Raw genomic sequence first — 19,335 nt, 5'->3', positions numbered from 1 at the left:
ACCATTCAGCAGGCGTTTGGATGGCACCCTTTGCTGCTGGCACGGATGCTGCACCAATTCTTGCAGCAATTTTTGGCCCAGCTGAACGTGCGGCGCGTCGGGGCCCCAACGCTGCCGGCGTCAACGAAGCCGAAGGCAGGACCGGTGGACGTGGGATTGAAGCCAGAAGAATGATCCCCCAACTCGCCCAGGAATTCGATGGATGTCAAAAGCGCGTCCACGCGATGTTCGACGGTTTCTAGCCTGTCTTCCGGGCCTGGTTCCATGACGCGCATCAACTGGTCGAGGCGCTGCTCGATCGCGGTCAGCCTGTCATCGACAGACCGGCATTCCGGATCTGTCTTTTCGCTTTCGGTGTAATCGTGTTCTTTGCGATTGTCGTTTTCGTCAGCACTCATTTCTCTCTCCGGAATCTGAGGTGGTCGAATAGTCGACTTGGGACCGCCTGTGGAAAAATGTGTCGTCCAAATATCAACTCCGATGGAATCGGAGGGTCTTTGTAATGAGAGATTTCAATAATAGACGAAAATGACCGTTTTGTCATGAAGCCGTCAGAACAGCGCGCGGATACTTGGTGGCATTGCCCGCGATGCATGAGCCGGTTTCAGGCAGGCGAACCGGCGCGGTCCGCCCTGCCGACGGTTCCGTGCGTCAGCCGTTGTCCGCTTCTTTCAGCCCCTCGATCTGCAAATCGAACCCGGCCTGAATATGGGCGGTAAAGGTTTCCAGTGCTTCTGTCACGTCTCCGGTTTCAATCGCGTCGACAAGCGCCTGATGATCACCCAGAGACTGTGAGATATCGACATTTTCGATTGCGGAAAACAGGTGAAAGGCCATGGCCTTGCCCCAGATCATGTCGAACATGTCCAGCAGGAACTTGTTTCCCGCTTCAACCATGAAGGCGCGGTGAATGCGCCGGTTGGCAATGAAATAGTCGCGCGTCGTAGGATTGGTCAAGTTTTCTTCACGACGAATCAGCGCGCGCAAACCCTCCAGAACCGCGGGGTCTGCGTGGGCCGCAAGAATCCGGGCGGCCTGACCTTCGATTGCGGCGCGGGCCTGATACAGCTGCCGGACTTCGGCTTGATCCATGCGGGCCAGCCGGAAACCACCGCTTGCGGCGACTTCCAGAACACCTTCGGTTTCCAGCCGCATCAAAGCCTCGCGAACCGGGGTGCGGCTGATGTTCAGTTCCGCTGCCAGCTTTTCCTGAACCAATCGGTCTTCGGCAGAGATTTCGCGGCTCATTATGGCTTCGACCAACTGATCATAAACCTCGTCCGCCAGCCGTCTGCGCTGTGTTTTTATCTGTTTCAGAGCCACTCGGAGCCTCTCTTTCCGTGTTTTGTGAATTCTGTATTCAAAAAAGCATCTGGTGCCAAGGCGAATGGGCTTGCTATTGTCCGTGTACTGTATACAGTATACAAACGCAGTTGAACAGGGAGCTCTTCATGTGTGGAATCGCTGGAAGGATTCTTACCGCACCCGGGCAGGTCGGGGCGGACCTGGTAGACCTGATGGATGCGCAGGAACACCGTGGCGCAGACAGCACCGGGTTTGCAGTTTATGGACCGCCACGAGACACCGGATATGTTTTACGAGGGATGGGATTTGACAAATCCCGGCAGGATGCTGACCTGAATGCGTTTGAGGCGGTGTTGAAGGATCACGGCTCTTGCTTTCTGTCCGATCCGAAGATCGTAACCGATGAGAACCGGCATTATTGCTTTCGCGCGGAAATCTCGGACCCGACTGATTTGCAGGCCTGGGTGCGGGATGCAGATGAGCTGACGGACCGGTTCGAAGTGCAGTCCTGCGGCCGCAGTCTTGAGATCATCAAGGACATCGGCGGCGCCGAAGCGGTTGCCGAAAAGCATGGCGTGCGCGACATCATCGGCACCCATGGTCTTGGCCACGCGCGGCTTGCGACGGAAAGCTCGGTTCTGCCCAACGCTTCACACCCGTTCTGGGCGCGGCCGTTTTCGGATGTGGCGATCGTGCATAACGGCCAGATCACCGATTATTTCACATGGCGCGACAAGTTGAGCCGAAAGGGCTATCGCTTTCTGACCGAGAATGACAGCGAGTTGATTGCGGTCTGGGTCAGTGACCGGATGAAAGCGGGTCTGACGATGGAACAGGCGCTGAAGAAGTCGATTACCTCTATCGACGGAGTATTCACCTACATGATCGCAACGCCGGACGGGATCGGATTTGCCAAGGATCGGTTCGCGATGAAACCGTTAGTTGTGGTCAATCGCAATGGGGACCTGGCCGCCGCGACCGAAGAACAGGCGGTGCGTCGCGTGATGGCCGAAGAATGCGACGTGATCAACTATGATGGCCCGTCGCTGACCGGCATCTGGGGTGTCGGCAACCGGAGCCTGGCAGCATGAGCGAGGTAGCAAGACAGATGGATGAAATCGTCATCGAAGTCGGCAAGCGGCATATTCGTGAGGTGAACAGGGATATCATGGCAGCCTGCGCATCAGGACGGCCGATCCGGGTTGTCGATACGCTGTCGCGACACAATCTGGGCGTGGGCCTGCCGGACAATGTGGACATCACTTTCGAAGGTTCGGTGGGATACTATTGCGGCGGTCTGAACACTGGCGCCAACATCTCTATCGAACGCAATTGCGGATGGGCCGTGGGCGAAGGGATGGCCAAGGGTCACATCACTGTCGGCGGCTATGCGGGCATGTCCTGCGGGGCGGCGATGATTGGCGGCACCATTCATGTCAAAGGTGATGCCGGGCCGCGTGTCGGTGTTGCCATGAAGGGCGGCAACATCGTGGTCGAGGGCAAGATCGGATACCAATCCGGTTTCATGGCGCATGCGGGACGCATCATTGCGCTGGGCGGTGCGGGTGAATCCTGTGCGGACGCTTTGTGGCAAGGCGAGGTTTGGGTCGCAGGCGAAGTTGACAGCCTGGGTGTGGACGTCTCGGTGATCGAACCCACTGCCGAAGAGGTGGCCGAGGTCGATGCGATCCTTGACCCTCTGGGGCTTGTCGACAGCTCTCGTAACTGGCGCAAAATGGTCTCTGGCCAGCGCCTTTGGTATTTTGAAAGCAGGGACGCAAGCGCATGGCTCATGATCTGAGTAAACCCTATGACTACCCGTTCGAGGTCGCGTCAGAGGAAGAAATACGGTTCCGCGACGCAGGTGCGGTCGATGGACGACCGGCTGGTGTGCCTTCGTCTTATGATGAAGGGGGATCAACCCGCTGGACGCCCGAAGCGATATCGGAAGTTCACGCATTGGCGCAGCTTGGGCGGTATCAGGTGCGTGGCTACAACACGTTCAACAAGCAGTTGCCGACATTCGACGATCTGACATTTGTCCCGGCGACGATGACCCGCCTTCCGCTGGAAGGATACCGCGAGAGCTGCGATACGACGACGGTTCTTGGCGGCGGGCGCGGATTGGTGGAACGGCCACTGGAACTGAAAATCCCGATTTATATCGCATCGATGTCTTTCGGTGCGCTCTCGGCCTCGGCCAAGGCGTCGCTTGGTTATGGTGCCTCGAAGGTGGGCACCATGACCTGCACCGGCGAAGGCGGCATGCTGGAAGAGGAGCGCGAAGCCTCCCAACGCCTGCTCTACCAGATGTCGCCTGCCCGCTATGGGGTCGATCTGGATCACCTGCGCCGCGCCGATGCGCTTGAACTGGTGGTCGGGCAGGGGGCCAAACCGGGCACCGGCGGTCTGCTGCTGGGAATGAAGGTCAGCCCGCGGGTCAGCGAAATGCGCACTTTGCCCGAAGGGGTCGATCAGCGATCCACCATCCGGCACCCCGATTTCCTTGGGGCTGACGATCTGGCCGTCAAAATCGAGGAATTGCGCATCGCCACGAACTATCAGGTGCCGATCTTTATCAAGATGGGGGCCACGCGGCCGCGGTTCGACGTGGCCGTGGCTGCAAAGGCGGGCGCGGATGTCGTCGTGGTGGACGGGGCCGAGGGCGGCACCGGTGCGTCACCCGAGTTGCTGCTGAATCACACGGGCATACCGACCATGAGTGCCATACGCGCGGCACGCGAAGCGCTGGATGAGTGCGGGATGAGCGGCAAGGTCTCGCTTGTCGCCGCGGGCGGGATCCGATCAGGTGTGGACGCGGCCAAATGTCTGGCGCTTGGGGCGGATGCGGTCATGATCGGGAATGCCGCGATGGTCGCGCTGGGATGCAACACTCCCAGATATCTGGACGATTACCAGGCGCTGGGAACATCGCCGGGGGCGTGCCATCACTGCCATACGGGCCGTTGCCCGGTTGGGATCGCAACGCAGGATCCTGACCTTGAGGCGCGTATGAACCCGCATGCAGGTGCAGAGCGCGTCGCGCGGTATCTGACCGCGATGACAATGGAGATCACGGCGCTTGCCAAGGCCTGCGGCAAATCTTCGGTGCACAATCTGGAAACCGAAGATCTGCGTGCGCTCAGTTTTCAGGCCTCGGCCTTTACCGGCGTCAAGATGGCGGGCATCGACCGGGCCTTCGACTGGTGAGGATCGCGCTTCTTGAGTTGACCCTTCATCCATTGCCGCTGCTTGAGGGGCTGCCGCGTACGGCCCAGCAGATCCGCGCATGGCTTGAACCACATCTGCCCGAAGCCCGATTTTCCACGGTGGATGTGGTTGATGGCGAGGCATTGCCTCAGCTCGGGGATTTTGATGGGGTTGTTGTCGGAGGGTCCGAATTCGGCGTCTACGATGACACGAAGTGGATGCGGCCCCTTCGCGATTTCCTGGAGTTGTGCCGGGACCATGCCAAGCCGGTCTTCGGCATCTGCTTTGGTCATCAGATCATGGCGGATGTCTATGGCGGCAAAGCCGAGAAGGCCGAGATCGGCAATGTCGTCGGCGCACGAGGCTTCGACTATGGTGGAACCAGCGTAGATGCCTTTGTCTGGCATCAGGATCAGGTCACGCAGGTTCCGCCTTCGGCGCAGGTGACAGGGTCGGCGGATCACTGCCCGGTAGGGGCCTTGGATTATGATTTCCCGGCCCGTTCCGTGCAATTCCATCCCGAATACCGGGCAAGCCATCTGCGTGAATTGTTCGTGCGCGGGCGCTACGTGTTCCTTGCACCGCAAAAGGCGGATGAGGGGCTGGCCTCGATTGAGATGGCACATGTGCCGAAGGATCTGGCCGCCGCGCAGGCGGTTGACTTGTTTCGCAATGCCTGCGGTCGGCCGTAAAACCTGAAAACCCGCTTGATCCTGATCAATTCCGGCTTTGAAACACTGTGTATACTGTATCCATAACGTGGTGGAGGAGGCCGCGATATGTCGGGATACACAGATTTCTTTCAGAAAATAGCGCGCATCGTCAGCTCACCTCGGGATGAAAACCTGAGTGACAGAGAGCTTTCAGACCTTGGCTTGTCCCGCGCGGATCTGGCCATGTTGCGATCGGGCGCACCACAGGCACGAGAGCGTATACTCGCCATGGCCGGACAATTCGGACTGACCGAGGCAGACCTGAACGCGCACCCCGAGCTGGGGTTGGAACTGGCGGAAAAATGCGGGCACTGCCTTCAGGCCGAAACCTGCCGTGACGCGATCCGGGCGGGCGCGCGACTTCCCCAGGGCAAATGCCCAAATGCTGGAATTTATCGCGCCCTCCTGGATGGTTAGCGTCCACTGGGGCTTTCCTTCGGGCTCAGCTTTCTGCGGCCGCTGATCTTGAACCGGTCCGCGGTTCCAAAATCCTTCAGCCCAACGCCTGCTGCAAATTCTGCAAACACCGGGGCGTGCTTGAACAAATGGCCAGAGCATCCGCCGGCGAACAGCACGTTTTCATGCTCGGGGTGCCAGTCGACAATGAAATGTGTATCCGGGGTCAGAATGATCTGGTTGAACTTGGAATCCACAACCCTTTGCCCCTCTAAACCCGGAAGCCGGTGGCGGATATAGCTGCGTGTGCGGCCCAGTGTTTCCTGGCGGATCAGCCGTTCATCATTGTCCAGATCGATCTTGTCCGGGATGACAACCGCCGCCTTTACGCCGGAGCCTTCGGACGACGGCAGACCAAATGACCCTTGCCCGTGATCGATCCAGCAGGGCATCCGGCTCATGTCGAAATCTTCCGACCCGTCGGGTGTTGAGGTGTAGAGGACATTAACGCCAACCACGGTCGAGATCGGCTTGATCGTTCTGGGAAACATGTCAGCCATCCATGGGCCAGTCGCCATGATGATCAGATCAGCCTCGAGCGGTTTGCCGTCAAGCATCGGACGTTCCGATCCATCCGTGGTGACGCGACCACGTTGTACTTTGCCTCCTGCCTTTCGGAACAGATCCAAACCGGTCAGAACGCATCGATGCGCCATCAGCATTCCGGCTTCGGGTTCGAACAGCGCATATTCGATGTCGGTGACCTTGAACTGAGGGAACCGCGATTCGATATCCGACCGACCGAATTTGTAATAGGGCACCCCGACCCGGTCGAAAGTTTGTGCGGTTGCGTCTTCCCAGTCGCAATGCCCCGCCGTCGCCAGAATCAAGGCGCCGCATTCATACATCAGGTTCTGGCCGCTTTCGGCTTGCAGCTCCAGCCAGCGCAGGCGGCTTTCGCGCGCCCAGCTTGTATAGAACTCGTCCCGCCCGGATATGGCGCGAATCACCCGGTTGTAATCTGTTGAAGATGCACGGGAATGTCCCGGCTCCCACCTGTCGATCAATGTCACGGCCTCGCCGCGCCGTTGCAGTGTAAGCGCCGTCATGACGCCGACTATGCCGCCTCCGACAACGATGACCGAGCTTTTGGACATGGCGCAGATTTTCCTTGTTTCCTGACTGGCTTTGTGAATACTGTATACAGAATACAACAATTATAAAGCTAAAAACAGGGAGCACGCGCAAATGAGTTCGGGGTTTGATCTGCCCGAGGGCACACATACCGTCATTCTTGGTGTCGGGGATCTCAACGGCATCATGCGTGGCAAGCGCATTCCGGCCAGCCATTGGGATCATGTCTGCAAAAGCGGCAATGCTCTGTCGATTGCACTGCTGGCGATCGATATGACCTGCGACGTCTGGGATACGCCTTACGTCAATTTCGACAACGGCTATCCCGACATGCATGTCTTTCCGATGACAAAGCCTGTCGCTGTCCCGTGGGAACCGGGCGTGGCCGTCTGTTTTGGCCGCGCTGAGGGCATGGATCACAAACCTGTGCCGATCGATCCGCGTCAGGCTTTGGTGCGGCAGGTGGACCGGGCCCGCGACATGGGGTTCGAGGTGAATGTCGGCACGGAACTGGAGTTCTATCTGCTGGACCCGGAAACCGGCCAGCCCCGCGACACGGGCATCCAGGTCTATGGTCTGGGCCGCGCCGCCCGGATGGAACACATCGTTGGCCCGATCCGTCAGCAGATCAACGAATGTGGCATTCCCATCGAACAGTCGAACCCGGAATATGCGGCCGGCCAGATCGAGGTCAACATTCGTTATGGTGAAGCTTTGGCAGCTGCGGATCGTGTCGTTCTGTTCAAATCCCTGATCCGCCAGTTGGGGATCGCGCACGACTATCTGGCGACTTTCATGCCCAAGCCGTTTTTTGATCAATCGGGCAACGGGTTTCATACGCATTACTCGTTGTGGAAAGACGGCAAAAACGCGTTTGCCGACAACGGCAAGATCAACGGCACCGGAAAATCCTTCATCGCAGGTCTGCAAAAGCGCATGTGCGAGACGGCGATTTGCGGCAGCGGCACGGTCAACGGATACCGCCGTCGCCAGCCCTATACGTTCTGCCCGATCAACACGAGCTGGGGCTATGACAACCGTACGGTTGGTATCCGTGTCATCGAAGGCTCGGACAGTGCCGTGCGGGTGGAAAAGCGCGATGCCGGTGCGGACGCCAACCCGTATCTGTTGCTTGCGGCCGAGATTGCCGCCGGGCTTGACGGGATCGAACAGGGGCTGTCCCCTTCGGAGCCGACGACAGGCAACGGGTATGAAGAAGGGATCGGAGACCCAATTCCAACCGATTTGCCAACCGCCATCGATCTGGCGCGCGGATCGGAATGGCTGCGCGATGTCATAGGCGAAATGCAGTGGGAACTGGTCCTGCAACAGGCCGAGCGAGAGCTGGAATTCTTCAATCAACAGGTCACACAGGTCGAACTTGACCGCTACCTGAGGGCGTTCTGATGCACTTGGGCAAGGTCGCTGGAACTGTCACGGCAACTGCCAAGGACGCCAGGCTGGTCGGAGCAAAGCTGCTGGTGACGGATCTGGTCGACAGCAAGGGCAGCTTGATCGATCCCGCACGGGTTGCGGTCGATACCTGCGGCGCTGGGGTCGGGGACACGGTGCTGGTTGTCAGCGGGTCTGCCGCCCGCATGGCGGCCGGGTTGTCCACTGCCCCCGTGGACATGGCCATCATCGCGGTGATCGACCGCGTCTCGACAACCTGAATCACACAACGCGAATCATCTATTTTTGGAGGAACAGAAAATGGCGAAACCAGTGGCGGGGCAGATGGCCCTGGGCATGATCGAAACACGCGGCCTGGTCGGCGCGATTGAAGCCGCGGATGCGATGGTCAAGGCAGCCAGCGTTGCCATCGTGGGTCAGACCAAAGCTGGCGGCGGGCTGGTGACAACCCTTGTGCGCGGCGAGGTCGGCGCGGTCAAAGCCGCCACCGATGCAGGCGCGACAGCGGCCAACAAGGTGGGCGAGGTGGTCTCGGTTCACGTGATCGCGCGGCCGCATGACGAGCTTGAGGCAATCATCGACGGGCTGGGTGCCGGGTCGTCGGCCTGATCAACCCCTTTGAGGAGGTACCATGTCAGCCGGTTTCGAGGATTTCACGCGCGCGGTGACACGTGGCGCGACACGGGATGCACCCGTTGCCCAAAGGTTTGAGCGCATTGCTGTATTGGGTGGCGGCCCGGATGCCCGTCTTCTGGCAGCGCTGTGTCTGGCCGAACGGGCTGAGGTTACGCTGTTTTCGGCCTATGGGGCGGAACTGTCATTGCTTGCCCAATCCTCGGGCATTGGCATTCGCGGCGAAGGGCCTGTGGGCACGTATCAGGTGGATCGCGACGGGCCTTCGATCCGCACCACGGCAGAGTTGGATGCAGCAGTGCGGGACGCACAGGCGATCTTTCTGACCGGACCGATCCACAAACAGCGCACCTATGCGATGGTGCTGGCCGATCATCTGCACGATGGGCAGGTGCTTGTTCTGGCGCCCGGTCGCTCTTTGGGCGCGGTCGAAGCGGTCTGGATGCTGCGAATAGGCGGCTGCACTGCCGACGTCACTCTGGTCGAGGCGCAGGGCCTGCCATACTGGTACCAGGCCGAAGGTGCGGGCCTGACCCTGACGCAGGCGGCACCGATGGCTGCTGCGACATTGCCCCGAGGCCGCGCGGACGTTCTTGAAGCGCTGCAACCCTATCTTTCGAACATCCAGCCGCTGGATTCGGTTCTGGCCTCAGGCTTTGCCGATCTTTCCGCAGCGGTCGAGATTCCGGCGTTGATCCTTGGTGGCGCGGGGCTGGGGGCCGGTGGACCGGATGTGCCGATGGGCGGGGTGCCGCTGGAAGGCAACCGGACATTCTCTGCGCTCATAGGGCCGGAACAGCATGAGGTGATCCACGGGTTGGCTGGCGAAAGGCGGCAGGTCGCTAAGGCCTTTGGCGTTCGAAACCTGCCCGAGACCGATGACTGGATCGCGACCTATGCCGGCGCCGAGCGGGGGGCGGGCGCGCGTCCGGTCCCGGATCGGCAGGCCGCGCGCCAATTGATGCGCGACGGCGTCTTGGGATCATTGGTGCCCCTTGTTTCCGCCGCAAAGCTCGCAGGTTTGACTGCGCCTCTGACGGAAAGCCTGATCTGCATGACGGATCGCATCCTGGGCGCTGACGTGGCCGCGTCCGGGCGCAGGCTGGAAACCATCGGAATTTCCGCAGGCGATGTCGATCAGGCCCGCCGTATCTTTGACACCATTGCCACCGGAGCCTCGTGATGGACGCTGATCTGAAATCCATCGCCGCCGCACGGCGCGCTGCTGAAACGGCTTTCGAAGCCTATCGCGCCTTTCTCGGCACCGACCCGGCACAGGTGGATGCCATCGTCGATGCCATGGCTCGGGCGATCGAACCTGAAGCCGAACGTTTGGGGCAATTGGCGGTCGAGGAAACCGGGTACGGCAACATAGCAGACAAGCGGGTCAAGAATCTGTTCAACGCCTTGTCGGTCGCCGATTACCTGCGGGATGTCACGACGCTGGGTCTGTTGTGGCGGGACGATGCGACAAAGATCGCGGCTTTCGGAGAGCCGATGGGTGTGGTCGCGGCGCTTATCCCGGTGACAAATCCGACCTCCACGATCATCTACAAGGTTCTGTCTGCGGTGAAGGCGGGAAATGCCGTCGTCTGTGCTCCGCATCCGCGCGGCGTGGAATGCGGGAAGGAAACCGTCCGTATCATGGCGCGCGTTGCCGAACAGATGGGCGCGCCCAAAGGGTTAATACAATGCCTGGACGCTGTGACCATTCAGGGCACCGCCGAGTTGATGAAGCATCGCCGCACGTCGGTTGTCATGGCGACAGGTGGCCCTGCCATGGTCAAGGCTGCCTATTCCAGCGGCAAACCGACGCTTGCGGTCGGGGCGGGGAACGTGCCGTGTTACGTGCACAAGTCCAAGGCGCGCGATCTGTCCGAAGTTGCCGAGATGATTGTGACGTCAAAAAGCTTTGACTATGGCACGGCTTGTGTCAGTGAACAGGCCGTGGTCGCCGATCCTGAAATTGCACGCGATCTGCGCCATGAACTGAAACTCAAAGGCGCTTATTTCTGTACCCCGGCCGAGGCCGATCGGCTGGCTCGGGTCATCTTCAAGGGTGTTCAGGCAATGGATCCCGAACGCGTCGGCCAAAGCCCTCAGGCGCTGGCCGATGCTGCGGGGTTCTCGATTCCGCCGCGCACGCGCTGCCTGGTGTCGGAAGAGACCGAAGTGGGGTGGCAACGCCCGCTTTCGGCTGAAAAGCTGAACCCGGTGCTGGCCTTTTACGAGGCGAAGTCCACCGATCACGGCATCGAACTGGCGCAATCCATTGCCAAATTCGAAGGTTGGGGACATTCCTCGGTCATCCATGCCGATGACCCCGAGGTAGTCGCTCGGTTTTCCACCGTGCCCACGGGGCGGGTCCTGGTGAATACGCCGGGGATCATGGGCGGCATGGGGTATTCCACCGACCTTGAACCATCCTTTATGCTGGGTACCGGTACGTGGTCGGGGTCGATCACCTCGGACAACGTCACCGCCCTGCATCTCATCAACATCAAGCGGGTCGCGTATGAAAGCAGACCCTGGCGCGACATTTACGAGGAGTATGGCGCATGAGCGAGATCACGATCCGGGCGCTGATGCAGATCGACAACCTGCAACCGAAATTCGCCGCCTACAACGGCGCGACGGTGCAAGGGTCAGTGCCTTTGTCCGGTGACACCGTGCTGATCGGAGAGTTCGCGCCGGGCAATGGTGTATTCTCGCTGATCGACCGGGCGCTCAAGGCGTCCTCGGTCGAAGCGACGACGCAGATGGTCGAGCGCGAGTTCGGATTCTTCATCCTCCGCTCGCCTTCAAACGCCGAAGTGTCCGCTGCACGGGACGCGATGCTGGCCGAACTTGGGGCTTCCATGACGGATCGATTGAAGCCTGCCATCAGTTCCACGCAAATCATCACAAGTGTCGAGCCCTATCAGGCGCAGCTTTTGAACAAATGGCGCAAGGGCGCATTGATCGTGCCGGGGCAGACGTTGGGGATCGTGGAATGCGCGCCGGCCGCCTATATCTCGATTGCCGCGAATGAGGCCGAAAAGGCCGCCGAGATTGACATCGTCGAGGTGCGTGCGGTGGGGCGGTTTGGTCGCTTGTTCATCTCGGGGTCCGAAAATTCGGTCAAAACCGCCGTCGAGGCCGCGACGCGTGCAATCGAGGCGGTGGACGGGCAGGACAGCTGATGGCAACCCCTCGCGTCATAGGCTCGGATGCGGTCGAGGATGCGCGCCGTCGGGGCAGGATCGTATTCGAGGTTTTGCCGGGTGACATCGTGACGGCCCTTGCGCGTGAAACCGCAGAGCGTGTTGGTATCTCCTTGGTGGATGGCCCGCTCGAGCGACCGAAACCGCCGCGTACGGATGGTGCTGTTTCCATGCGCCGGGTGCTGTACCGCCGTTCACCCAAATGGGTTGCCCCTTCGCGTGCGCCGCGCAAAGCCCGCAGGCTGGGCAAACTTGCCTTGATCGGGGCGGGGGGTGTTGGCGGCAATATCGCGCATCTGGCGGCACTGGCGGACATGGCGGATGAAATCGCGCTGATCGACATCACTCCGGGTTTGGCGGCTTCGACTGCGCTGGACCTCAATCATACCTCCGGGATCACCGGTGCGCGGGCCCGATGTGTCGGTGGCGAAGCGATGGATCTGGTGGCCGGGGCGGATGTGGTCGTCGTCACGGCCGGACGAGCCCGCCGTCCGGGCATGACACGTGCCGATCTGATCGATGTGAATGCCCGCGTGATCCGTCAGTCCGCCGAAGCGATCCGGTCAGCCGCACCAAATGCCATCGTGATCGTGGTGACCAACCCGCTGGACGAAATGACGGTCGAGATGCTGCGTGCAACAGGTTTCCCCCGCGAACAGGTTTTGGGTATGGCAGGAACGCTGGACAGCAGCCGGTTTCGCAACGCGCTGGCAATGGCTGCGGGTGTCACGCCTGCGGACGTCGAAGCCTTCACGCTTGGCAGTCATGGGGACGAAATGGCCCCGATCCCCAGCCGCGCCAGGATCAAAGGCCGTCCGCTGGATGTATTTCTGTCCTGCGAACAGATCGAAGCCTGTGTTCAGGATGCGATCACCGGGGGCGGTCAGGTGGTCGCGCTTCGGAAATCAGGTTCTGCAACGATAGCTCCGGCTCATGCCTCGATCGAATTGATTGATCACATTCGGGGCGCGCGTACAGGCCCGGTTCCGGTTTCGGTCATGCTGCACGGGGAATACGGCATCGACGGTGTCGTGCTGGGCGTGCCAGCCCATCTGGGTGCAGGCGGATTGGTTGAGGTCGAGGAGTTGCGGTTAACCGCCGAAGAAAACGCGGCATTGCAAAACGCGGCCGAAGCGATCCGGGTGAGGCTGGGCCTGTGACCCTGCGTTTTTGGAAATCCGGCGGACGGTTTGAAGAGGTGGCCTCGTACTCTCGGGCCAAGCGCATCGGCCCCTTTGTCTGGGTTGCCGGAACAACGGCCATCGAGCCGACGGGCCGCATCCACGCGCCCGGGGACGTTGGTGCGCAGACCTTTTACATCCTGTCTCGCATCGATGACGCACTGAAAGAGGTTGGCGCCGAACTGCGACATGTGGGGCGGGTTCGCGCCTATCTGACCGATCTCTCCCAAGCGGGCGCGTTCGCGCAGGCGCATGGCGAAGTTTTCAAGGGGATCGATCCGGTTCTGACGGCTGTTCAGGCTGGGCTGACTCAGCCGGGGCTGATGGTGGAAATCGACGTGGATGCCGTGATCCACCATGAAAACGGCGAAATCAGCGGATTCTGAACATGAGTCTTCAAGAAAGGAATTGATCGAACCATCGTCTTGTGTACTGTATACAGAATACAAGAAGGCATAATGAGACACAGGGAGCTAATGTGATGATCAAGACAGCGCTGCTCAGCGGAACATGCATCGCGCTCATGGCCTCGGCGGCCGGAGCGGAAATCAAGGTAGGATTCATTGGGTCGCTTTCCTCGGACACCGGATTGTCGACGCTGCGCGGGGCCGAGATTGCGATTGAAGAGCTCAACGCAAATGGCGGCGTGATGGGCGAACAGATCACCCTGGTCTCGGCGGATACCGGACAGGACCCGACCGAGGGCATCCGGGCCTATGAATACCTTGCGGAAACGGAAGAGGTTGATTTCATCATCTCGGGCTCGATTGACGATGTGTCGCTGGGATGGCTGCCCCGCATGCAGGAATACCGGATTCCGACGCTGGACACCTGGACATCCTACATCGGCATCATCGACATGGTGGTCGAAGACCCTGAAAGCATGGCGCCCTATTTCATGAACATCGCCTCGGATGAGGCGCTGGCCACGTTGTACATCAACTTTGGCGCGGATGTTCTGAAGGAAAAAATGGGGTGGGATTCCGTCGTCATTCTGGCGGAAGATACGGCCTTTGGCGAGGCGATCACCGGCCTTGTCACCGAAGCGCTTGCACCGGTTGCGGGTATCGAGGTCAAGGACATCATCACGTATGACGTCGCCACCGTCGATTTTGCTCCGATCTTCAGCCGTGCGCAGGATACCGGGGCGGACTTCATCTATCAGGTCTCGTCGGTGAATTCGCAGGTTGTGTCATCGCAATACGTGAAACTCCAGGTACCGATGGCGATGACGGGCGTGAACGTCGCTGCGCTGGGTATGGAATATTGGGAAGATACGGGTGGTGCCGGTGGCGGTATCTCGACCCTGTCTCCGATCCCTTCGGTCGGGTTTCGGCTCGATCCGGCCAGCCAAGAGTTTGTCGATACCTATCAGGCGAAGTATGACAGCCGCCCGCTGCTGCCGCATTTCAACGGGTTCAACGCCTATCATGGGCTAAAACAGGCGATGGCCGCAGCCGAAGAGGCTGGCGGTTTCGACAATGTCGAAGGCTGGGCCGATGCGATGAAGAAACAGGATCTGGTTCTAGAACTGGATGGCCAGTTGTGGCTGCGTTACGCATTCTGGGGCGATGACGAGGTAGAGCCCGTGACTGGCCGTACTTACCCGCACAATATCCGTTTTGATCTGTCCGAGCCGTTCGACGATGCCGCGCCGTCAATGGTCGTGGTCCAGTGGTACGAGGACGGCACCGCCGCCGTTGTCTATCCCGAGAAATACGCGACGGGTGAATTCACTTTGCCAAGCTGGGTCAAACAGTAACCTGTCCGTTCGCTTAGCTTGAAATGGGTGCGCGGGCGCGCGCACCCGCAGCCAGGGATCCTTACATGTTGCAGATACTGATCCAGGGGCTTTTGCTCAGCGGTCTCTATGCGCTTATCGCAATGGGTTTCACGCTGATCTTCAGCATCGGTCGGGTCCTGAACCTGGCCTACGGTGCCTATCTGATGGTCGGCGGGTATATGTATTTCTGGGTGTCCCAGACGCTGGGAATGCCAAAGCTGATGGGCGTCGCAGTGGCCGTGGTTCTGGGCGTTCTGATGGGGGTGCTGAAATACCGCCTGATCGTCAAGACCCTGAAAGGGGATCACGTAGCCGTCGAAATATCGACGCTGATCCTGGCGGTCGTGATTCAGGCCGGGATCGTTCTTGTCTTTGGCGACAGCAGCAAGATCCTGCTGCCGATCGTGCCGGGCGTGATCAACGTGGCCGGAGCGTCCGTCACCTATAATATCCTGATCGCAACGATGATCAGTTGGGCCATTTTGCTGGGCCTGTATGCTTTTGTCCGCCTGACACATACGGGGCGGGCGATGCAGGCGGTGTCGATGGACGCCAAGGGGGCCGCTATTTCAGGGATCGACCCGGATCGGATCAACCTGATCACATGGGGTATCTCAGGGGCACTGGGTGCGCTGGGCGGCGTATTTTTCGCCAGCTATACGCAGCTTTCGCCGTCAATGTGGGTTGCACCTCTGATCATCTCGGTGGCCGTCGTCATTGTGGGCGGCATCGGGTCGATCATCGGCACGCTGGTCGTTGCTCATATCGTCGGCTTTCTCGAAGTCATCGTTGTCGCCACCCTGGCGCCGGAACTGCGCGGTGTCTTCACCATGCTGCTGATCATCGGCGTGCTGGTGACGCGACCGCAGGGCCTGTTCGGCCGCGAGGAGTTGTAACATGGGTTTGCGCTGGTTTCACTTTGTCCTTTGGGGCGGCCTGATTGCGGGGATGCTGCTGTTGCCCCAGGTCGTCTCGAACGGGACGCTGCGCACGATGATCTTTGCCAACTATCTGGCCATCTTCGCCATCAGCTGGGATGTGCTGTCGGGCAGGACCGGGTATGTGAGTTTCGGGCATCCCTTCCTGATCGGTATCGGGGCCTATACGACTGCCATCCTGACCAAACGGTTTGACGTGCCAGTCGAAATCTCAATCCCTGTGGCCGTGTTGGTTACGATGATCGCAGGCCTGATTGTGTTGTTGCCCGCTCTGCGCATTCGCGGCAGCTACTTCGCGCTGGTCACACTGGCTTTCATGGAGCTGCTCTATCAGCTGGTTCAGGTGATCCGTCCGGATCTGACCGGCGGCACACGCGGGATGTCGGGAATTCAAACCCTGACACGAGGCGCGGCAAACGGCTACTACCTGTCCACGGCCTTGATGCTCAGCGTGGCGGTCAGCATGTGGCTGCTGATGAAAACCCGGCTGGGCACTGCACTGGCCGCCATCGGGATGAATGAAGAAAGCGTGCGCGGTTCGGGCCTCAGCACCACGCGGTTGAAGGCCTTTGCGTTTCTGACCAGCGCGTTCATCGCAGGTCTGGGCGGAGCGTTCTATGTCCATTATCTGGGCTCACTTGCGCCCCGCGCGCTGTTTGACATCAACTTTCTTTTCACCATCATCGTGGCGGCCTTGCTGGGCGGAACATCGACCATCATCGGCCCCATGATCGGTGCGTTCTTCATGACGTTCCTTCTGGAATACCTGCGCCCCGTGCTTCCCGGGGCTGAACGGTATTTCGTCTACGGTGCCATCGCATTGCTTCTCTACATGTATCAGCCAAAAGGATTGGTTGAACTTGTGCAACGCGGCTTTCAAAGACTGCGGAAAGGGGGGCTGGCATGACCGTTGCGCTGAAAGTTTCCGGTCTTGTCAAACGGTTCGGCGGGCTGGTGGCCACGAATGATCTGTCCTTTTCCCTGCAAGAAGGAGAGTCGCTGGGCCTGATCGGTCCGAATGGCGCGGGAAAGACGACGGTATTCAGCCAGATCATGGGCGAATTGCGGCAGAACAGCGGTACGATCGAGCTGTTCGGCAATGAGATTTCGGCGCTGTCGACGCCTCAGCGTATCCGGGCCGGGGTCAGTAGAACCTATCAGATACCTCGGCCGTTCGGCGACATGAGTGTTGCAGAAAACATCAGGGTGGGCCTGATGCCGGACGACGTCTGGCGCATGATCGTTTCGCCGCCGGATACGGACAGGGAAAAAGAGCTCGCGCTGAGTGTCGGGTTCACGGAAACGGATCTGAGCCGCTCACCCGCCGAACTGGCCATGGGTGATCTGCGCAAGCTTGAAATGGCCCGAACCATGGCCACCGCACCGCGTGTCATGTTGCTGGACGAGGTGTTTGCAGGTCTGACAGTCGGTGAAATCGCGCAGATTTCCGATCTCATACAATCCATGCGCAAGGACGGGATGACCTTTTTGATCGTCAGCCATGATTTGCCGGCGCTGGAACCGCTGATCGACCGCGCCATCGCCATCGAGCGGGGCACCATGATTGCCGAAGGCGCGTTCAGCGACGTGATGAACGACACGGCCGTTCAAGCCTCGTATCTGGGGAGCGTCTGATGTCCTATCTGGAAATCGAGAAGCTGTCCGCGTTTTACGGCAAGGCCCAGGCGTTGACCGATATATCGATCACGGTGCAGCCCGGTGAGATTGTCGCCGTGGTCGGCCCGAACGGTGCAGGTAAATCCACCTTGTTGGACAGCATCATGGGCCTTGTGAAAATCGAAGGCGACATCCGATTGCGCGGGCACAGCCTTGCCGGTCGAAGCCCTTCGGAAATCGTGCGTCACGGGGTGGGCTATGCGCCCGAGCGGTTCAACCTGTTCCCCTATATGTCGGTGCGCGACAACCTGATGGTGGGGGCCTTCACCGCACGAGACGACATCGAAAACAACCTTGAGATGGTGCACAGTCTTTTCCCGCGTCTGCAAGAACGGGAAGGGCAGGAGACGTCGACCCAATCCGGCGGGGAAAGGCAGATGGTGTCCTTTGGCAGGGCCTTGATGACCAGCCCGGAACTGCTGCTTGTCGATGAGCCGACGATCGGTCTTGCCCCGAAGATCTGTCACGAGATTGCCGAAGTCGTCCGTCAGCTGAACAAGGAATACGGGCTGACCGTCGTCATCACGGAACAGAATGCCAATTTTGCCCTGTCGCTTGCCAGCCGCATCTATGTGCTGGAGTCCGGGCGGATGCAGACGTCGGGCACGGCTGACGAACTGAGAAATGACAAACGCTTGCTCGAGGCCTATTTCGGCGGCCATTGAGTGGCGTGGTTGGAAAGCCGGGCAGGTGCCGTCCGGCCATTCGATGGCGGGTGATTTCAGTTTCAGCCAAGTGCGGCCAGAACCTCGGTACTCACGGCGATGCCTTGGGCTTCGGCGGCTGCCCGTTTTGCAAGGCGACCGTCGCCCGGAACCCGGGCGGACCCGTTGCCGGAAATCTCGGCGCAGATGCGGGCGACATATTCGTTGAAGGCCGCGTTGCCGAACCGGGTGGGATCGATGGCAATCAGGGTCGCTCCACCTTTGATGTTCAGGGCACCGAAGGATTCGCGCTCTTTGTTGTCCACGGACAGGGTTCCTCCCGCCAGCGCGGCGCCCAACACCTCTACCATGAAGGCGATCGCGGCCCCTTTATGCTCTCCGAACGGCAATAGGCTGCGGGTTTCAAGGATGGCATTTGGGTCTGTCGAGGGCTCGCCTTGGGGATCAAGACCGGCAGGGCGGGGCAGGTCGTGCCCCTCGGCGGCGGCCATGCGGATATCCATGAGGGCCACCATGGACGAGGCCTGATCCCAGACCACGGGCGCATCGCCATCACGCGGGCAGGCAAAAGACATGGGGTTGGTGCCAAAAACCGGGCGAACCCCACCTTGCGGAACCACCATGGACAACGAGTTGATCACGGCAAAGGCCACCAATCCGGCTTCGGCCAAAGGTTCTGTGTCAAACCGTAACGCACCCAGATGGTGGCAGTTCGCGCAGGTGAACGCGGCAATCCCGTTTTCCCGGGCCATCGCGATCAGATCCTCGCGGGCTGCTGTCGCTGCAACCTGATAGTACCCGTTGTCGGCATCACAGCGCAAAACGCCCGGGGCAACCTTTTCGGTTTTGGGCTTCGCGTGCCCGTTGGCATAGCCGGACGTGAAGCTTTGGACATAGACCGGCAACATGCGCAACCCGTGGCTGCGCGGGCCGTCCCGTTCAGACCGGGTGACGATATCGGCAAGTACATCACTGCTGCGCGTGTCCGCTCCGGCAGAAACAAGAACCGATTTGGCCAAGTCCCGAACTTCGGCAAGAGAAAGCGTTTTTGTCGGTTGTTCGGTCATCCGTTCGAGTCCCGTCT

General features: G+C 59.9%; 22 protein-coding genes. 18 read left to right on the top strand and 4 right to left on the bottom strand.

The genetic code is table 11. The features are described 5' to 3' along the window. Positions 1-5 precede the first annotated feature (5 nt). Positions 6-398, bottom strand: a complete 393-nt coding sequence (locus GS611_RS06765; RefSeq protein WP_171633546.1) for a hypothetical protein — start codon at positions 396-398, stop codon at positions 6-8. 253 nt (positions 399-651) lie between these two features. Continuing rightward, positions 652-1,323: a GntR family transcriptional regulator gene (locus GS611_RS06760; protein ID WP_171633543.1), complete on the bottom strand. Its 672-nt coding sequence runs from the start codon at positions 1,321-1,323 to the stop codon at positions 652-654. 128 nt (positions 1,324-1,451) lie between these two features. On the opposite strand from GS611_RS06760, the gene GS611_RS06755 reads away from it, so the two are divergent. From GS611_RS06755 to GS611_RS06735, 5 genes are all read left to right on the top strand, one after another. Beyond that, on the top strand, positions 1,452-2,396 hold the full coding sequence (locus GS611_RS06755) for a glutamine amidotransferase (protein ID WP_171633541.1): 945 nt from the start codon (positions 1,452-1,454) through the stop codon (positions 2,394-2,396). Further along, positions 2,393-3,106, top strand: a complete 714-nt coding sequence (locus tag GS611_RS06750; protein WP_152457491.1) for a glutamate synthase — start codon at positions 2,393-2,395, stop codon at positions 3,104-3,106. Before GS611_RS06755 ends, GS611_RS06750 begins: the two co-directional genes overlap by 4 nt. Continuing rightward, complete coding sequence (locus GS611_RS06745; RefSeq protein ID WP_152457492.1) at positions 3,091-4,515, top strand: FMN-binding glutamate synthase family protein; 1,425 nt, start codon at positions 3,091-3,093, stop codon at positions 4,513-4,515. Before GS611_RS06750 ends, GS611_RS06745 begins: the two co-directional genes overlap by 16 nt. Beyond that, complete coding sequence (locus GS611_RS06740; RefSeq protein ID WP_171633538.1) at positions 4,512-5,207, top strand: type 1 glutamine amidotransferase; 696 nt, start codon at positions 4,512-4,514, stop codon at positions 5,205-5,207. The genes GS611_RS06745 and GS611_RS06740 overlap by 4 nt, the downstream gene beginning before the upstream one ends. Before the next feature lie 87 nt (positions 5,208-5,294). Further along, a complete protein-coding gene (locus GS611_RS06735) occupies positions 5,295-5,645 on the top strand; it encodes a DUF1127 domain-containing protein (protein ID WP_171633536.1) in 351 nt (116 codons plus the stop codon). Here the strand turns inward: GS611_RS06735 and GS611_RS06730 are convergent. Further along, positions 5,642-6,781, bottom strand: a complete 1,140-nt coding sequence (locus tag GS611_RS06730; protein ID WP_171633534.1) for an FAD-dependent oxidoreductase — start codon at positions 6,779-6,781, stop codon at positions 5,642-5,644. The two genes, GS611_RS06735 and GS611_RS06730, sit on opposite strands and share 4 nt — an antisense overlap. Positions 6,782-6,872: 91 nt before the next feature. On the opposite strand from GS611_RS06730, the gene GS611_RS06725 reads away from it, so the two are divergent. The 13 genes from GS611_RS06725 (at position 6,873) to GS611_RS06665 (ending at position 18,251) form a co-directional block, all read left to right on the top strand. Continuing rightward, positions 6,873-8,165, top strand: coding sequence for a glutamine synthetase family protein (locus GS611_RS06725; protein ID WP_171633531.1), 1,293 nt, complete (start codon positions 6,873-6,875; stop codon positions 8,163-8,165). Beyond that, positions 8,165-8,431, top strand: a complete 267-nt coding sequence (locus tag GS611_RS06720; protein WP_152457497.1) for a EutN/CcmL family microcompartment protein — start codon at positions 8,165-8,167, stop codon at positions 8,429-8,431. The genes GS611_RS06725 and GS611_RS06720 overlap by 1 nt, the downstream gene beginning before the upstream one ends. Before the next feature lie 40 nt (positions 8,432-8,471). Further along, the gene (locus GS611_RS06715) at positions 8,472-8,780 is read left to right on the top strand and encodes a BMC domain-containing protein (RefSeq protein WP_117869464.1); all 309 of its coding nucleotides are present in this window, start codon (positions 8,472-8,474) and stop codon (positions 8,778-8,780) included. Positions 8,781-8,802: 22 nt separating this feature from the next. Continuing rightward, a complete protein-coding gene (locus GS611_RS06710; protein ID WP_171633528.1) occupies positions 8,803-9,987 on the top strand; it encodes a hypothetical protein in 1,185 nt (394 codons plus the stop codon). Further along, positions 9,987-11,366 carry an aldehyde dehydrogenase family protein gene (locus GS611_RS06705; RefSeq protein ID WP_171633525.1) on the top strand — a complete coding sequence of 460 codons (1,380 nt, stop codon included), beginning with the start codon at positions 9,987-9,989 and terminating at the stop codon, positions 11,364-11,366. Before GS611_RS06710 ends, GS611_RS06705 begins: the two co-directional genes overlap by 1 nt. Next, the gene (locus GS611_RS06700; protein WP_171633523.1) at positions 11,363-11,986 is read left to right on the top strand and encodes a BMC domain-containing protein; all 624 of its coding nucleotides are present in this window, start codon (positions 11,363-11,365) and stop codon (positions 11,984-11,986) included. Before GS611_RS06705 ends, GS611_RS06700 begins: the two co-directional genes overlap by 4 nt. Then, a complete protein-coding gene (locus GS611_RS06695; RefSeq protein ID WP_171633520.1) occupies positions 11,986-13,167 on the top strand; it encodes a malate dehydrogenase in 1,182 nt (393 codons plus the stop codon). Before GS611_RS06700 ends, GS611_RS06695 begins: the two co-directional genes overlap by 1 nt. Further along, complete coding sequence (locus GS611_RS06690; RefSeq protein ID WP_171633517.1) at positions 13,164-13,574, top strand: Rid family hydrolase; 411 nt, start codon at positions 13,164-13,166, stop codon at positions 13,572-13,574. Before GS611_RS06695 ends, GS611_RS06690 begins: the two co-directional genes overlap by 4 nt. 95 nt (positions 13,575-13,669) lie before the next feature. Next, complete coding sequence (locus GS611_RS06685; protein WP_171170476.1) at positions 13,670-14,950, top strand: ABC transporter substrate-binding protein; 1,281 nt, start codon at positions 13,670-13,672, stop codon at positions 14,948-14,950. 65 nt (positions 14,951-15,015) lie between these two features. After that, positions 15,016-15,867 (top strand): branched-chain amino acid ABC transporter permease, encoded by an 852-nt coding sequence (locus GS611_RS06680; RefSeq protein WP_171633515.1) that lies wholly within the window; start codon positions 15,016-15,018, stop codon positions 15,865-15,867. A gap of 1 nt (position 15,868) precedes the next feature. Continuing rightward, positions 15,869-16,816 carry a branched-chain amino acid ABC transporter permease gene (locus GS611_RS06675; RefSeq protein WP_171119494.1) on the top strand — a complete coding sequence of 316 codons (948 nt, stop codon included), beginning with the start codon at positions 15,869-15,871 and terminating at the stop codon, positions 16,814-16,816. Continuing rightward, positions 16,813-17,544 carry an ABC transporter ATP-binding protein gene (locus GS611_RS06670; protein WP_171633512.1) on the top strand — a complete coding sequence of 244 codons (732 nt, stop codon included), beginning with the start codon at positions 16,813-16,815 and terminating at the stop codon, positions 17,542-17,544. Before GS611_RS06675 ends, GS611_RS06670 begins: the two co-directional genes overlap by 4 nt. Continuing rightward, on the top strand, positions 17,544-18,251 hold the full coding sequence (locus tag GS611_RS06665) for an ABC transporter ATP-binding protein (protein WP_171613573.1): 708 nt from the start codon (positions 17,544-17,546) through the stop codon (positions 18,249-18,251). Before GS611_RS06670 ends, GS611_RS06665 begins: the two co-directional genes overlap by 1 nt. A gap of 62 nt (positions 18,252-18,313) precedes the next feature. On the opposite strand, the gene GS611_RS06660 is transcribed toward GS611_RS06665, so the two are convergent. Continuing rightward, the gene (locus GS611_RS06660; RefSeq protein ID WP_171633509.1) at positions 18,314-19,318 is read right to left on the bottom strand and encodes an Ldh family oxidoreductase; all 1,005 of its coding nucleotides are present in this window, start codon (positions 19,316-19,318) and stop codon (positions 18,314-18,316) included. Positions 19,319-19,335 lie beyond the last annotated feature (17 nt).

This window comes from Ruegeria sp. HKCCD6119 (assembly GCF_013110585.1).
GTDB lineage: Bacteria > Pseudomonadota > Alphaproteobacteria > Rhodobacterales > Rhodobacteraceae > Ruegeria.
This window is presented reverse-complemented; position numbering and strand designations above follow the sequence as displayed.

Excerpts from the sequence above, each read along its gene's own strand:
- GS611_RS06765 (WP_171633546.1), bottom strand. The coding sequence starts at position 398 with ATGAGTGCTGACGAAAACGACAATCGCAAAGAACACGATTACACCGAA.
- GS611_RS06700 (WP_171633523.1), top strand. The coding sequence starts at position 11,363 with ATGAGCGAGATCACGATCCGGGCGCTGATGCAGATCGACAACCTGCAA.
- GS611_RS06685 (WP_171170476.1), top strand. The coding sequence starts at position 13,670 with ATGATCAAGACAGCGCTGCTCAGCGGAACATGCATCGCGCTCATGGCC.
- GS611_RS06695 (WP_171633520.1), top strand. The coding sequence starts at position 11,986 with ATGGCAACCCCTCGCGTCATAGGCTCGGATGCGGTCGAGGATGCGCGC.
- GS611_RS06680 (WP_171633515.1), top strand. The coding sequence starts at position 15,016 with ATGTTGCAGATACTGATCCAGGGGCTTTTGCTCAGCGGTCTCTATGCG.
- GS611_RS06735 (WP_171633536.1), top strand. The coding sequence starts at position 5,295 with ATGTCGGGATACACAGATTTCTTTCAGAAAATAGCGCGCATCGTCAGC.
- GS611_RS06660 (WP_171633509.1), bottom strand. The coding sequence starts at position 19,318 with ATGACCGAACAACCGACAAAAACGCTTTCTCTTGCCGAAGTTCGGGAC.
- GS611_RS06715 (WP_117869464.1), top strand. The coding sequence starts at position 8,472 with ATGGCGAAACCAGTGGCGGGGCAGATGGCCCTGGGCATGATCGAAACA.
- GS611_RS06665 (WP_171613573.1), top strand. The coding sequence starts at position 17,544 with ATGTCCTATCTGGAAATCGAGAAGCTGTCCGCGTTTTACGGCAAGGCC.
- GS611_RS06670 (WP_171633512.1), top strand. The coding sequence starts at position 16,813 with ATGACCGTTGCGCTGAAAGTTTCCGGTCTTGTCAAACGGTTCGGCGGG.
- GS611_RS06710 (WP_171633528.1), top strand. The coding sequence starts at position 8,803 with ATGTCAGCCGGTTTCGAGGATTTCACGCGCGCGGTGACACGTGGCGCG.
- GS611_RS06675 (WP_171119494.1), top strand. The coding sequence starts at position 15,869 with ATGGGTTTGCGCTGGTTTCACTTTGTCCTTTGGGGCGGCCTGATTGCG.
- GS611_RS06730 (WP_171633534.1), bottom strand. The coding sequence starts at position 6,781 with ATGTCCAAAAGCTCGGTCATCGTTGTCGGAGGCGGCATAGTCGGCGTC.
- GS611_RS06750 (WP_152457491.1), top strand. The coding sequence starts at position 2,393 with ATGAGCGAGGTAGCAAGACAGATGGATGAAATCGTCATCGAAGTCGGC.
- GS611_RS06745 (WP_152457492.1), top strand. The coding sequence starts at position 3,091 with ATGGCTCATGATCTGAGTAAACCCTATGACTACCCGTTCGAGGTCGCG.
- GS611_RS06705 (WP_171633525.1), top strand. The coding sequence starts at position 9,987 with ATGGACGCTGATCTGAAATCCATCGCCGCCGCACGGCGCGCTGCTGAA.
- GS611_RS06755 (WP_171633541.1), top strand. The coding sequence starts at position 1,452 with ATGTGTGGAATCGCTGGAAGGATTCTTACCGCACCCGGGCAGGTCGGG.
- GS611_RS06720 (WP_152457497.1), top strand. The coding sequence starts at position 8,165 with ATGCACTTGGGCAAGGTCGCTGGAACTGTCACGGCAACTGCCAAGGAC.
- GS611_RS06725 (WP_171633531.1), top strand. The coding sequence starts at position 6,873 with ATGAGTTCGGGGTTTGATCTGCCCGAGGGCACACATACCGTCATTCTT.